15 protein-coding genes and 1 riboswitch are annotated in these 12,458 nt (G+C 41.0%); of the genes, 5 read left to right on the top strand and 10 right to left on the bottom strand.

What is annotated here, in order from left to right:
* Nucleotides 1–39: 39 nt before the first annotated feature.
* The 4 genes from ACCB35_RS04240 to ACCB35_RS04225 form a co-directional block, all read right to left on the bottom strand.
* Entirely contained in the window at nt 40–483 is a 444-nt protein-coding gene (locus tag ACCB35_RS04240; RefSeq protein WP_374055885.1) for a GNAT family N-acetyltransferase, read from the bottom strand.
* 515 nt (nt 484–998) lie between these two features.
* Nucleotides 999–1,220, bottom strand: coding sequence for a superinfection immunity protein (locus tag ACCB35_RS04235; protein WP_374055884.1), 222 nt, complete (start codon nt 1,218–1,220; stop codon nt 999–1,001).
* Between the two features lie 312 nt (nt 1,221–1,532).
* On the bottom strand, nt 1,533–2,543 hold the full coding sequence (locus tag ACCB35_RS04230; RefSeq protein ID WP_374055883.1) for a hypothetical protein: 1,011 nt from the start codon (nt 2,541–2,543) through the stop codon (nt 1,533–1,535).
* Nucleotides 2,540–2,881 (bottom strand): PadR family transcriptional regulator, encoded by a 342-nt coding sequence (locus ACCB35_RS04225; RefSeq protein ID WP_044338773.1) that lies wholly within the window; start codon nt 2,879–2,881, stop codon nt 2,540–2,542. Before ACCB35_RS04225 ends, ACCB35_RS04230 begins: the two co-directional genes overlap by 4 nt.
* Before the next feature lie 253 nt (nt 2,882–3,134).
* Between ACCB35_RS04225 and ACCB35_RS04220 the strand changes: the two genes are divergently transcribed.
* Nucleotides 3,135–3,623, top strand: a complete 489-nt coding sequence (locus tag ACCB35_RS04220; RefSeq protein WP_374055882.1) for an RNA polymerase sigma factor — start codon at nt 3,135–3,137, stop codon at nt 3,621–3,623.
* Complete coding sequence (locus tag ACCB35_RS04215; protein WP_374055881.1) at nt 3,620–4,525, top strand: zf-HC2 domain-containing protein; 906 nt, start codon at nt 3,620–3,622, stop codon at nt 4,523–4,525. The genes ACCB35_RS04220 and ACCB35_RS04215 overlap by 4 nt, the downstream gene beginning before the upstream one ends.
* A gap of 419 nt (nt 4,526–4,944) precedes the next feature.
* On the opposite strand, the gene add is transcribed toward ACCB35_RS04215, so the two are convergent.
* The 3 genes from add to ACCB35_RS04200 form a co-directional block, all read right to left on the bottom strand.
* Nucleotides 4,945–5,937 carry an adenosine deaminase gene (gene add / locus ACCB35_RS04210; RefSeq protein ID WP_374055880.1) on the bottom strand — a complete coding sequence of 331 codons (993 nt, stop codon included), beginning with the start codon at nt 5,935–5,937 and terminating at the stop codon, nt 4,945–4,947.
* A gap of 54 nt (nt 5,938–5,991) precedes the next feature.
* Nucleotides 5,992–6,091: riboswitch (purine riboswitch) on the bottom strand.
* Between the two features lie 110 nt (nt 6,092–6,201).
* Nucleotides 6,202–7,566 (bottom strand): ATP-binding protein, encoded by a 1,365-nt coding sequence (locus ACCB35_RS04205; RefSeq protein ID WP_374055879.1) that lies wholly within the window; start codon nt 7,564–7,566, stop codon nt 6,202–6,204.
* Entirely contained in the window at nt 7,556–8,251 is a 696-nt protein-coding gene (locus tag ACCB35_RS04200) for a response regulator transcription factor (RefSeq protein WP_374055878.1), read from the bottom strand. Before ACCB35_RS04200 ends, ACCB35_RS04205 begins: the two co-directional genes overlap by 11 nt.
* A 232-nt stretch (nt 8,252–8,483) precedes the next feature.
* On the opposite strand from ACCB35_RS04200, the gene ACCB35_RS04195 reads away from it, so the two are divergent.
* Together ACCB35_RS04195 and ACCB35_RS04190 are read left to right on the top strand one after the other, a co-directional pair.
* On the top strand, nt 8,484–8,921 hold the full coding sequence (locus tag ACCB35_RS04195; protein WP_374055877.1) for a hypothetical protein: 438 nt from the start codon (nt 8,484–8,486) through the stop codon (nt 8,919–8,921).
* A gap of 805 nt (nt 8,922–9,726) precedes the next feature.
* Entirely contained in the window at nt 9,727–9,909 is a 183-nt protein-coding gene (locus ACCB35_RS04190) for a hypothetical protein (RefSeq protein WP_374055876.1), read from the top strand.
* On the opposite strand, the gene ACCB35_RS04185 is transcribed toward ACCB35_RS04190, so the two are convergent.
* A complete protein-coding gene (locus tag ACCB35_RS04185) occupies nt 9,891–10,409 on the bottom strand; it encodes an SRPBCC domain-containing protein (RefSeq protein WP_374055875.1) in 519 nt (172 codons plus the stop codon). The genes ACCB35_RS04190 and ACCB35_RS04185 overlap by 19 nt on opposite strands.
* Nucleotides 10,410–10,874: 465 nt before the next feature.
* Here ACCB35_RS04185 and ACCB35_RS04180 point away from each other — a divergent pair, with 465 nt between their 5' ends.
* On the top strand, nt 10,875–11,300 hold the full coding sequence (locus ACCB35_RS04180) for a PH domain-containing protein (protein WP_374055874.1): 426 nt from the start codon (nt 10,875–10,877) through the stop codon (nt 11,298–11,300).
* Between the two features lie 88 nt (nt 11,301–11,388).
* Here the strand turns inward: ACCB35_RS04180 and ACCB35_RS04175 are convergent, their stop codons facing one another.
* Both ACCB35_RS04175 and ACCB35_RS04170 read right to left on the bottom strand, forming a co-directional pair.
* Entirely contained in the window at nt 11,389–11,610 is a 222-nt protein-coding gene (locus tag ACCB35_RS04175; protein ID WP_374055873.1) for a hypothetical protein, read from the bottom strand.
* Nucleotides 11,611–11,888: 278 nt separating this feature from the next.
* Nucleotides 11,889–12,443 carry a hypothetical protein gene (locus ACCB35_RS04170; protein ID WP_374055872.1) on the bottom strand — a complete coding sequence of 185 codons (555 nt, stop codon included), beginning with the start codon at nt 12,441–12,443 and terminating at the stop codon, nt 11,889–11,891.
* Nucleotides 12,444–12,458 lie beyond the last annotated feature (15 nt).

Here is a 12,458-nt window from a genome sequence, read left to right as displayed (position 1 = left end):
AAGCCTTCCCCTCACCTATAGCCTTACGGAATGGGGCCGTTACTTTTGCAAAATCATATCGATATGAGGGATCCCATCATCCAGATAGGTTTCCGTTATCGCCCTGAATCCATATGACCCATAGAACTCCCGCAAGTATTCCTGAGCCTGAATCTTCACGGTTCTTTCTCCTAATTCATCATGGATGAAATCCAATCCCCTTTTTACCAATTCGCTAGCCAGCCCTTTACCACGATAATCTTCCTTCACAAGAACTCTGCCAATCGACGGTTCTTTATATGACACTCCTGGCGGTAAAAGTCTTGCATAAGCAACCACTTCACCGTTTTCTTCTTTATAAAGATGGTACGCGTGAAGATCCTTCCCATCGACTTCCATGTAGGGACAATGCTGTTCCACTACAAAGACCTGGGTCCTCACCTGTAAAATCCCGTATAACTCGTGAGTGGATAGTTCATTAAAGCTCTTTAATTTCCAGTTCATTATTGGACACCTCTTATGTACTCTTCTTGTAGAAATTATATCAGACGGGGGAGCCATGGGGAGGAGCCATGGGGACAGGTACCGTGGCTTCTTGATAAAAATGTGGCCAAGGAGTGCCCCTTACAAACGTTATTGCAAGGCTTCGGTTCTGGAATTGCTGTCCCAATTGAAGTCCATCGGTCCTCTTTTATCTGCTTTTCGAGGGGAAAGGACGTTAGAATGTCCATTTTTAGTTGGAGACCCCTCTTTGGTGGGTATGAGGTGCCAGATGTAGAGTGTGATTTCTCGAAAAAATCCCTTCAGCTATTGAATTGATCCCGTTTGGCCCGCATTCAATCCTGATTTCAAACTATTAATCCTGCTCAGAATTTATCAATCCTCTTTTTGGTTTATATAATCCTCTTCTTACATAATTGATCCTCTGTGTCGAATTTTCATGATAAAAAACCACGTAGACAGGTACCATGGAACTTAGACAAAATGGAGCCATGGTACCTGTCCCCATGGCTCACGTTTTATTTATTAAGCCCTTTATTAACTGACAATTGGTCGCGATGATCTTTTTTAAGTGCCAAAAATAAAGCGGCAAACCAACCAAACAAACTCCATCCTAAAAAGAAATTAATAACATAAATGAGAATTTTGTTATGCTTATTTCTTTTACTAGCTATGTAGCTCGGAATAAAATAAATAAAACCTATTAGAATTAAAGGTAAAATGACTAAGATCACTTCCATAAAATCTCTCTCCCTCCATTTCTTCTGGTATCGGTATTTACGTCAACGAATGTAATCATTATATTTTATACTTCGTTATTCCTCTTCTTCACTATCCTGTTAATGGATTGCGCCCCGTTTCTAAAGATATTTTAACATAAATTACCTATTAATATTGTTTATTATAATTTCTAACACATCCCAACTATCGAGAACAATGCCTTTGCAATTTTATACTCTATTGCTAATTCACTAGCTTATTTTCAAAAGCAAAATCATTTACCTCTAGCCAAGAAAAAAAGGCTCCGATCTCCTGATCAGAACCTTACACCATCACAGAACCCTATCCGTTCCATTCATTTTTAAAGCCTTCTTAAACCCCTCATAGCTATTAATCACCGCAGTGACCAATAATCCAACCGATACGGTCAAGTAGAGCCACTGAAAATTGAAGGAGCCGTTGAACAGTTCCTGTATCCGATCTGTGAATTCCGGATTCAGCACCTCCATGTTCCGGAAAATGAACATAAAGGCTGCAACAGGTATGAACTGATAGACGGCGTTTAAGATCGCAAGCTTCCTGGTCCAGATCCCCGCTTTCCATTTTCGAAGAAGCAGGTGAAGTTCCAAGACGATCAGGAGCACCACCAATGGCCAATATCCCATGAGCACATCCTGATCAAAGAAAGGAGTAAACATTCTTTCGTTCTCACTCTTTTCATACAATCCGACGATACTCGACGCTTTAAAGTAGCAGGTTGACCAAATCACCGTCCAGATCAAGCCACCGAAAATCTCCATCTTGGAAATTCGTTTTTCTTTCGGGACATACGGGATGTCTTTCAAGTCATCAGGCGTCCACTCTTTTCCTTTCATGGTGATTGGAACCTGACTGTCCGAGGAAACGGTCCGCTCGATGATGGCAAAGATGAGCGTCAGCCAAAAGAATACCTGCATTCCTGTTCCGATGACCTCGACCACGCCATTTCCTGCGATGGAGAGGATGATCTCAACGGGGCTTGATTCCCCTGAGTAGTTCAAAACAGATGTAGCAGCTAACACGATGAACGTGATGGCTGCAGAAATCGGAAAAATGATCTTCAATAGCGTCATATACAAATCATAATATCTTGGCCCGATCAGGTGCATCGGCCTGTCTTGATAATTCGAGGCCAGCACCGCAGGATTCCCGAGTGACGTCAGTACCTCCCTCACATCATCCTCTGTATAATCCTCCGGCAGCATGTCTTCAATCGTAGATGTCAATTCAAGGGCAATATCTTCCCGATTCTTCTCCGGCAGCCTTCTCATCACTTCTTGAATATATAATTCAACAAGCTTCATCCTTCCTCATCCCCTTTTAATAAAATGGCCAATTCACCAGACATCTTTTCCCATTCGGCCTGTAACTGTCCCAGGATCTCAGTGCCGTATTCGCTCAACACGTAATATCTCCTCGGCCTGCTTTCCGACCGGTCCCAGCTGCTAGTGACCAGTTCTTGCTTCTCCAAACGGCGCAGCAGCGGATAGAGTGTACTCTGCTCCATCGAGATTCCGCTTTTCTCCAGTAATTGGACAAGTGAATATCCATACTGGGGTGTTCGCAATTGACTTAATACAGCCAGGGTCAATGTCCCCCTCCGCAGCTCCGTCGTCAGAGATGTCAGCAGTGACTTATCCATATGTTCACCTCTTTGATTGATTTATACTGTGTGTCGTACACTATATGGTTTATACTATGTATCATACACTATAGAGGTGAGTAATAGAACGTTTTTTTTAAAAAAGCTATGTTAAATAACTCTGTTGATATTTGTATTCCAGGAACAATTTTTCCAAAATACGAAAAAAGAATGAAGGCTTACTTTGTTCGGCTTTTTTTTATATTTTTGTAAGATATTCGAGTTTATCGCGTCTTATATGTAAGGAGGTGAGATGGTGACACAGCTTGAGGAAATTTATAATACATACTTTAAAGATGTATTTTTATATGTGTATAGTTTATCTGGCGATAAGCATATCTCTGAAGATATCACTTCGGAAACTTTTATGAAGGCATTAACATCGCTAGACAGTTTCAGAGGGAATAGTGATATCCGTGTTTGGTTATGCCAAATTGCCAAAAACAGTTATTACTCTTATTTGCGTAAGAATAAAAGCTTGGTGGATCTTGAGTCGGTTCCAGAATCAGCTAGTGGAGACAATGTAGAACAAGAAATAGCCGTTTCAGAAGCGTCTATGAAGGTACATGAAGTTATCCAGAATTTGAAAGAGCCTTACAAAAAGGTCTTTACTCTCCGTGCATTTGGAGAACTGTCATTTAAGCAAATTGGCAAATTGTTTGGAAAAAGTGAAAACTGGGCTTGTGTTACTTATCACCGCGCTAGAGAAAAAATTAAAGCGCGATCGGAGGATTATCGATGAAAATTAGCTGTAATATGATCAGGGATATACTGCCGTTATATGTCGAGGATATGGCAAGTCAAGATACTAGAGATCTAGTTGAAGAGCATATAGCTTCTTGTGAGAACTGTAAAAAACGACTTGAAGAAATGAGGACTTTTGAAGAACCGCCAGTAGATACCGATATAGCTCCCTTAAGAAACATACAAAATACATTGCGAAAGAAAAAGCTGCAAACGATTATTCTTTCAGTCATGGTAACATTGGTTTTTGCAGTGGTTACAATCGCTTATCTGACAACCCCAGCATACATCTCTTATAATGAAAATGCGGTTTCAATTATTGAAAAGGATGACGGAACCGTACTTTTGAATTTTAGTGAAGAAGTCTCTGGATTTAATGTAAATCAATATCCAGCAGCAGACAATTCAGGTTATGTCTATGATATAACTACATGGGAAACGATTTGGCAACAGAAAATAAACAAAAACAACCTGGAAAATACGGTCTTAAACCCGAATGGGGAAACGGTCGCTTCGATCTACTATTACAATACCGATGGAACTGAAAATACTTTAATTTATGGAGATCCAATAACGGATGGTTCTGTCATGACGTTACCTCGGCTTGTTTTAAGCTACTATGTGTTGTTTGCTATAGGATTTTTACTTATTTGTGGAATTGGATTGGTCATATTCCGTAAGAACGAAAAAAGAAGAAATGGACTAGAAAAAATGATTCTATTGCCTATCTCGTACCTGTTTGCTCACTTACTTATAAAAGGTCTTCACTCTGCCACTTACCTTGCTGGACGAGACCTTTATGTAATATTACTTGTTACAATTTCTTTATATGTTGCGTTGTTAGCTGGAAGGAACATATTAAAAAAATTATCAATTAAGAAGCCGAAAAGCACTTTATAATAGTTGTTGCTTTCACTGGTTAATAATAGGCTCACCAATCAGCGATTCTTTTCTTAATTTTAGTTCTATATTACTTGATACCGAGGGGTCCCTGATAGATTCAGATTTCTAAAACATGACCAAAAAAGTATCCCTTGAATTGGTTGAACCCCCAAATTCTACTGATCAGAGTCCCTCTTCACCAAAAGGGAGCGATTCTTGAATAACTCAGGGAATCCCCACTGTTGCGGAGTTCCCTTTTTTTTAGTTCAATTATCAACAATAACCTTTAACATAGCTTTAACAAAAGAAGAAGGATCAAAGAACGTTGGGGTGTTCTTTGATCCTTCTTTAACTTACGCGAACCACTAACCACGTAACCACGGGGACAGGTACCGTGGCTCTCATACAAAAGGAGCCAAGGAACCTGTCCCCATGGCTCACAAATACTTCTTCAAACCTTCCTTCACCTCATCACTCGCAAAAGCAGCCTCCACACTGTTCATATAGATCTCTCTATAATCCTCTTCACTCATCGCAAATTCATTCCAGACTAAATCGCATTCCTTTGTCATCGTTGTATCGGATACCGTTCTGTTGTCTGTATTGAGGGTGATTTTGATTCCGTCCCTGTGAAAATCGAATAGGGGGTGATCACGGAACTCTTTGACGGCTTTCGTTTGAACATTACTCGTAGGGCAGATTTCAAGCACGATCTGTTTTTCCTTTACAACCTGATAAGCTTCCGGACAGTCTGTCATATAAACACCATGTCCGATTCTTTCTGCCCCCAGCCATTCAACCGCCTCGAGGACATTTCTTCCGATTCCCGTTTCGCCGGCGTGGATGGTGACTCTGTAGCCATATTCCCGGGCAAGTGCGATGGGTTCAATGAATTTCCCGCAGAACCCTTCTTCTTCGGAAGCACATAAATCAATTGCGACAACTCCTTTTCCAAGGAAGATCTTTCCCTGTTCGACGACCTCAAAGGCACGTTCTGCAGACATCGTTCTCATACAGGACAAAATGATATTCCCTTTAATATCAAAGTGTTCTTCCGCTTCTTTCATTCCCTCGATTACACTTCCAATGACTTCTTCTACAGATAATCCCTTCTCTGTGTGAAGCAAAGGGGCGAATCGAACCTCCATATATTTCACGTTTTCCTTGGCTGCATCTTCATAAAGCTCAAAAGTGATTCTCTTTAAGTTTTCTTTTGACTGCATGACAGCATTAGGTATCGAGAATTTCTCTAAATATTCATCCAGTGATTTGCAGTCTAATGGGGCGATGAGCTCCTCTTTCATCTCTTCAATATCAAAGGAAGGAATAGGGATACCCTCCCTCTTTGCGATATCAATGATCGTCTCCGGTCTTACACTCCCATCCAAATGGCAGTGCAGTTCAATTTTAGGCATTATAGAATGTTTCATTGTTGTACCTCCTCAATTTTTCAATAAAAAAAATCCTGATTACGAAGAAAATACAACTAAATGTACCTTCTTCGTAATCAGGATTTATTGGTTCCTGGTAGAGACCTCCAAACCATATTATTGGAGTTATACGAATGTGAGAATCGTATTAGATTTTTTATTAAGATAATAAAATTTTCAATACTTGTCAAGGGAGATCGAGGGGACGGTTCTCGTGCCCCCGTCAGGAAATAACTTTATAGAAACAGGAACTGGCTCGACTTTTTAGACTGAATCGAACATCACCCTAAACCGGCAGCCCCCATCATATCTTCCATCCAACTCAATTTTTCCACCATTTTGTTCAATCATCTTCTTCGCAATCGAGAGTCCGAGGCCTGTTCCCCCGGTCTCACCATTCCGGGATACATCCATCCGCACAAACGGTTCAAATATCTTTTCATGGTAGTCGGCGGGGATCCCTATCCCTTTGTCTTCGATGATCATTACGGCCTGGTTCCCTTGGCGCTTGAGTGAAATGGACAGATACCCATCACTGTACGCCATCCCATTATGGAGAATGTTTGTAATCGCCCTTTCAAGCTTTGAAGCATCGAACGTCACCATCAAGGGTTCCTCGGTAATATCCAGGTGATACTCCATCCCTTTTTCTTCAAACTCTTCTACAAAAGAAGCCAGCATGGTACGGAGCCATTCGGCCATATCCTTTTCCTTAAGCGAAACCGAATCGCAGTCTATATCCAGATGGGACAGGTCGAACAGGTCATGGATAAGCCGGTTGGCTCTTTTGCTGTTGGACACGATGATGTCCGTATATTTCTTCTGATCCGCTCGACTCAGATTCGTCAGGCTGGTCAACGTTTCAGCGTACCCCTGAATATTGGTCAATGGGGTTTTCAAATCGTGGGAAATGTCCAGGATCAGCTGCTTTCTCAAGTTCTCGGATTTTTCCTTCAATGCGATTTCGGTGCCGATCTTCTCTGCCATTTGGTTAATGTTTTGTTTCAACTGGTTCAGTTCCTGATTCGCCTCGAACTCGATCTTCTCTCCATAGTTTCCTGATGAAATCGAATCGATCCCCTTCAGAAGCTTCTGGATCGGCTGAATGAGCTGGACGGACGTCCTCTTCACGTACCAATACAGGATGACGATCAAGCACACCATGAAAAAGAGGATGGTGAAGAAGAATACATCATCCAATTGGAAATAGTCCTCTGCGGGAAAGTAGAGTAATAGATACTCTTCACCTTTTTCAGGTATATATAAATCCGTATCATACGTGTCGGTTTCCTTCAAAAATTCATTCAATCCATAGGTAAACCCGATCTTGTGAGGACTATTGAACTGATCGGTGACCTTATACTCGGGACTGACGATTTCAAGATAGGCATGATCCGGCAGTTCATTCTTCTTGAATGCCGCTTTCATCCCCAATTTCTTCGCATCTTCATACGTCCCTTTCAGGAAGTCCTGATCCAAGTCCTCATACACGGTCTCGACATACACAAAGTTAGCCACCAGCGTGAACGTCCCCACTCCCAATAAAATGATGAACAATAAAGCATAGTTTATAAAAAACTGCTTGGTAATGGAAATGGACTTCTTAAGGAGAATCGGATTAGTCTTCATGATTCTCCATCCGATAGCCGAGTCCCTTTACTGTTGTGATATAGGTCGGGGATTTAGGCTCTGCTTCAATTTGTTCTCTGATCCGGCTGATATGAACCATGATCGTATTGCTGTCACCGATATAGTCCGTCTTCCATACTAGCTCATATAACTGGGCCTTCGTGTACAACCGGTTTACATTCTTCATGAAAATGGACAACAGCTTCGTTTCCTTCGGGGTCAATAGGAGCCGCTCCCCATCCTTGGTCACCGTTTGATTGATGGGGTGATATTCCAGGGCGCCGTTTCGAATGACCCCTTCTTCCATCACCACACTATAATCCGTATACCTCCGAATCTGGGCATTCACCCTCGAGACCAGCTCGATCATACTGAAAGGTTTCACTACATAATCATCTGCCCCCAGCCCGAACCCCAGTACTTTGTCCGCATCATCCGCCCTCGCTGTCAGCAGCATGATCGGCACCTTGCAGCATTTCCGAACCTCTTTGATCACCTGAAACCCGTCCACTTTCGGCATCATCAAGTCCAGGATGAGAAGGCTCGGCCGCTTCTCCCTGCATTTACGGATCACTTCGTCTCCATCATAACTCTGCTCCACTTGATACCCCTCATTCCGCAAATGAAGGGCGATCAACTGGTTAATTTCCATGTCATCTTCCGCTATATAAATCAACTCTGCCATACCTTTACTCCCAGTCTTGTAAAATCGAATTTTCATCCTATTTTATCATGAAAATGACGGTGGTCTTTGAGATTTATGGTTAATTTAAGGTTGCTTTAAGGTTGGGGTTAAGGAAGTTGTGTACAATGAATGAGTTAGGGGAACCAGGGGGACAGGTACCCCGGCCCCAAGTGCCATTGGGAACCATGGGGACAGGCAATATAAAAAAAGTAGTATTTGGTGGGTAATGAACATGACAAACAAATTAAATGAGTTCATCATAAAAGGACACTTTAAAGAGGCAAAAGAAATGACGAATGAACTTTCCTATCCAGAACTTGATGGAGAACTGATGGAAATGACCTTCAAGAATTCAAGTATAACGAATTACGCATTCATAATGAGTTTACTAGTTGAAGAGGAAAACGTTGAGTTACATGAAATGGCGTTTAGATTGATGGCTATTCCGCTAAGTTACCTGAACGGGGCTTATTACGCTGCCCTTTATCACGCAAGGAGGTGTGTGGAATTAACAGACCGACAAGATATCAGGTACTTATCCTATCTGTTATTTTTGCATCAAATCCCCGATGAAAAAATAGTCAGTGAAGAGGATGCATTTGATACGGTGAAAAGGATGCTGTCATTGGACCCTGATCATGTAGTTGCTAAAAAGTTTTTGAATAAGTGAACGAGGGGCGAACCTTGCTGAAGCAGGAGGTCCGTCTGAAAAACAGTGACTCCCCTCGATTCGCTGAGTGTCAAACCTCAATAACCCTAAAATATAATCGTTGACAATGAGAGGAAATAATTATGTTTTTTAAGAACGATAAAAAAACTAATAAGAATAGTGTTAATACGGCATTTAAGAGTACATTTATATTTTGGGGAGTAACCCTTTTTATAAATGCACTCTTTGAAATGGTAAATAATAGACCAATAATAAGTAGTTCGTTCATTATCTTATCTGTAGGGTTAATACTTTTCTACTCTACTGAACAAATAGCTAACTATTTTAATAAAAGTAAAGTGTAAAGATTACTAAGAGCTGAGTTTACATGGGAACGGTTCCCATTCTACTTGGTGAGTTTATGTGTTACATCTTCCTTTTCGTCCCGTTTTCGTTACAAAATAATAAATGGTAGAGTGGGAGCCATCCCCACTCTACCAAGTTAACTCCCACCGTTCACCCTCCCAAGTTTAACCAAGCACTCATCCTATCCATCATCATTACAAACGGAGGTTCATACCCCAGTTTCCTTTCCCCACATAGAATGAGGGGCAGCCATCAATTCTCACCAGATTAACTCACTTCAACAACAACATACAGATTTGTTTCTGTCCAGAAAACTCCCAGCGGCAAATCCAACAGTCTTCCTCCCCTGATCCACATGACATGCATATGCGGATTTATCCTATTTCTAGTCAAAGGATCCATTCACATTCTACTATTTCCCATACTATTAAATGAAGGTCTATTTTCTAATGGAAGGAGGATGAAAAATGAAAAAAAAACATTATCAACCGGTGTGTTACGAAAAGAGCCTGGAACAGTATCTGCAGTAGTGAACTTAGCGAATGTAAGTGATAAAGATCAAGAAATCACAGTGGAGGTATGGAACTGGTCTTCCTATTTGGACGGCACTTCTACCCGCTTTCTTCATGATTTCATCTGCTGAAGGGCTTCCTCCAGGCGGTTCCACGTTTCGGTGATGCCTTCTATCATACCCATGTCAGTAACGGTCTTGAGTGCCTCTTCCGAAGCATATTCAGCTCGGTTGACCAGCTTCGTCCTGCCACCCAAATCGATGAATTCCAATGTATTAGTCGTCGACGGCATGTCTTCATTCGTATTGCCTTCCGGATCTGAGAAGGAATCGACATAGATGATCTTCTCCGGTTCGATGATCTCCTTGTAAACCCCTTTTCCCCAAGATTCCATACCGAAGTATTCTCCTTGACCTTTATCAGCGCACTTCATGCAGTAGTGCCACACACCTCCCGGCCGGAAATCCACGTTACATACGGGAAGCTCCCAGCCCCTTGGTCCCCACCACTGTTTGAGATGTTCAGAGTCTTTAAACATTGTAAACACTAGCTCACGGGGCGCATCAAATTCTCGCTCAAGTACAAGTACCCGATCATTTTCCACCCTTGAAGTCAACGTATTGCTGGTCATTTCATTTCCTCCCGACATAAGAGTATTTTGATTCGAATCACATCATAAAACGGTATTTCGTTTTTACGGCAAAAACGTAGGACACTGCAATCAAAATATACCCAATGATGAAAAATACCCAATGATCCCTCATTGCAATAGAGAAGACTTGACGCATGTCAAATCAATAGCCGACATGATATCTGGAAAAGAAGCTAAAGCATGAATGAGATCAACAGCATGTAATAAACCAGTATCCGCTTTTAACTATTCTTCATAGATTCCTTATTTCCTTCTTTGTTCAGTTCTTGATGAGTTTCTGATTTTCAACATCAGGGAGTAACGAAAAACGGTTTCTGACCCCGAGCTTTCCCGTGCTGGAGGTCAGGCAACAATATAAGGAGAAAGCGAAATACTTTACACTTTCAAAATAGGTATTTCATGGTAAACTAAAGAAGATTTTGATAGCAATATTTTCATCTCTTAATGACAATATGGAGTGGTCAAATGTATTTCCCTTCGAAAAAAGATATCTGGATGAGTAGTATTCATTTTTTTGCAGCCTTTATTTTGATTGTATTGCCAGCAAGGTCCGAAAATTTTTCAATCCTTCTAATCATTACACTGATTATTCCAGGATTGATTTCTTTGTTTGTGTGGTTAAGAACAGGATATAAAATAATTAATGAAAAAATCATCATCATATATGGACCCATGAAATTCAAAGTGAATATTCATGACATTCAAAGATTACATTATATAAAAAGCCCCTTTGTAGGTCCCGCTCTTTCAGTCGATCGGATAGGTCTTACACATTCAAAATCAAAATTTGTTACCATTTCCCCAAAAGATAAAGAGAGATTTATTAAGGAACTATTAAAAATCAATTCAAATATTGTGATTGATAAGTGATGTAAACCCAGTATGATAGTCATAAATTCAACTAAAAAAGAAATGCCCCCGTCCGCTGAAAGTTTCAACGTTCGGGGGCATTTACATTTCATTCATTTTCGAACTTCACTTCTTTCTTCATTACAAAGCTAAAGATACTTGTGAGGATATAATAGATTCCTATGATTGATAACGCATCTGTTATCACGGTCCATAGATCTCTTCCTTTTATCATAAACCCCCATAACAAAAAGCTCGTAATGAATATGAGTGGGAATACGAGAAAGTATCCGCGGAAGTATAGTTTTTCTTTTTGTTTCATCATCATCATCCTTGTCTAGGGAATGTGTTTCTACATTTCTGTTTCATAAGTCCCTTCTCTACGATATCACTTACTTGTCAGATTTCATTGATAAGCTCAATATTGAAAAGTTTATAGGTAGAGGATACATGGACTAACCGGGAACGGTTCTTATCCTACTGGTGAACTGAGACGTAGCGGGGCTTTTTATTAGGGGAGTTTTTCCCCTAGCAAAAGAAGAAAAGTAGAGTGGGAACCGTCCCCACTCTACTCACTCTATTTGGAAGTCGATTTTGTAGACCTTTTGCTTAAAATTGTTTTAAGAAGTCGTCAACCCATGTAATATCCGCAGAAAATTCCTTATTTGCACGAACCCAATATTTAAGAAATTTTTCCTTATCCTCTTTCCATTCGGGATACGCTTCTTTAAAGGCGTCAATGAATGCTGAAGTCCCTGCAAGGACCGCGTGATCTTCATGAGAGACTTGTAAGCCCCATTCTCCATCTGGCGAAAAGAGGGAATTTTCGACCACAAGAGGAATGGACAGATAGTCTTCGTAGGCAATGGTATTCTCGGCGCCCCAGTGGTGCGGTGCCAACTCCGAGAAAAAGTCCTGTGAAAGATTAAAAGAATCCCCTTCCGACTCCGACACGTAAAAGGTCCCCTGTCCAACCTTTTCAATGGTTTTCATCAGAGCATGGAACTGATTTTCCTGAAGATAATATCCGTTGGTGGGGAAGATCAGCACCCTTTCGTTGAGGGTTTCTTGAAATGGATCGCCAAATGGATCCGATTTTTTAAATACTCTATGGAAGGCTTCCTTTAACCGGGAGATGTCGTCTACTTTTTGAAATCTTTCCACTTTTTACCCCTCTTT

The sequence above is a fragment of the Rossellomorea sp. FM04394 genome (assembly GCF_041889765.1).
GTDB lineage: Bacteria > Bacillota > Bacilli > Bacillales > Bacillaceae_B > Rossellomorea > Rossellomorea aquimaris_B.
Note: the sequence above shows the minus strand (reverse complement) of the source record. Positions and strands in the feature narration are given on the sequence as shown.

What these genes read in the sequence shown, in the direction of transcription:
- ACCB35_RS04240 (WP_374055885.1), bottom strand. Translation starts at nt 483, where the DNA reads ATGAACTGGAAATTAAAGAGCTTTAATGAACTATCCACTCACGAGTTA.
- ACCB35_RS04235 (WP_374055884.1), bottom strand. Translation starts at nt 1,220, where the DNA reads ATGGAAGTGATCTTAGTCATTTTACCTTTAATTCTAATAGGTTTTATT.
- ACCB35_RS04230 (WP_374055883.1), bottom strand. Translation starts at nt 2,543, where the DNA reads ATGAAGCTTGTTGAATTATATATTCAAGAAGTGATGAGAAGGCTGCCG.
- ACCB35_RS04225 (WP_044338773.1), bottom strand. Translation starts at nt 2,881, where the DNA reads ATGGATAAGTCACTGCTGACATCTCTGACGACGGAGCTGCGGAGGGGG.
- ACCB35_RS04220 (WP_374055882.1), top strand. Translation starts at nt 3,135, where the DNA reads ATGGTGACACAGCTTGAGGAAATTTATAATACATACTTTAAAGATGTA.
- ACCB35_RS04215 (WP_374055881.1), top strand. Translation starts at nt 3,620, where the DNA reads ATGAAAATTAGCTGTAATATGATCAGGGATATACTGCCGTTATATGTC.
- add (WP_374055880.1), bottom strand. Translation starts at nt 5,937, where the DNA reads ATGAAACATTCTATAATGCCTAAAATTGAACTGCACTGCCATTTGGAT.
- ACCB35_RS04205 (WP_374055879.1), bottom strand. Translation starts at nt 7,566, where the DNA reads ATGAAGACTAATCCGATTCTCCTTAAGAAGTCCATTTCCATTACCAAG.
- ACCB35_RS04200 (WP_374055878.1), bottom strand. Translation starts at nt 8,251, where the DNA reads ATGGCAGAGTTGATTTATATAGCGGAAGATGACATGGAAATTAACCAG.
- ACCB35_RS04195 (WP_374055877.1), top strand. Translation starts at nt 8,484, where the DNA reads ATGACAAACAAATTAAATGAGTTCATCATAAAAGGACACTTTAAAGAG.
- ACCB35_RS04190 (WP_374055876.1), top strand. Translation starts at nt 9,727, where the DNA reads ATGAAAAATGAAAAAAAAACATTATCAACCGGTGTGTTACGAAAAGAG.
- ACCB35_RS04185 (WP_374055875.1), bottom strand. Translation starts at nt 10,409, where the DNA reads ATGACCAGCAATACGTTGACTTCAAGGGTGGAAAATGATCGGGTACTT.
- ACCB35_RS04180 (WP_374055874.1), top strand. Translation starts at nt 10,875, where the DNA reads ATGACAATATGGAGTGGTCAAATGTATTTCCCTTCGAAAAAAGATATC.
- ACCB35_RS04175 (WP_374055873.1), bottom strand. Translation starts at nt 11,610, where the DNA reads ATGATGATGATGAAACAAAAAGAAAAACTATACTTCCGCGGATACTTT.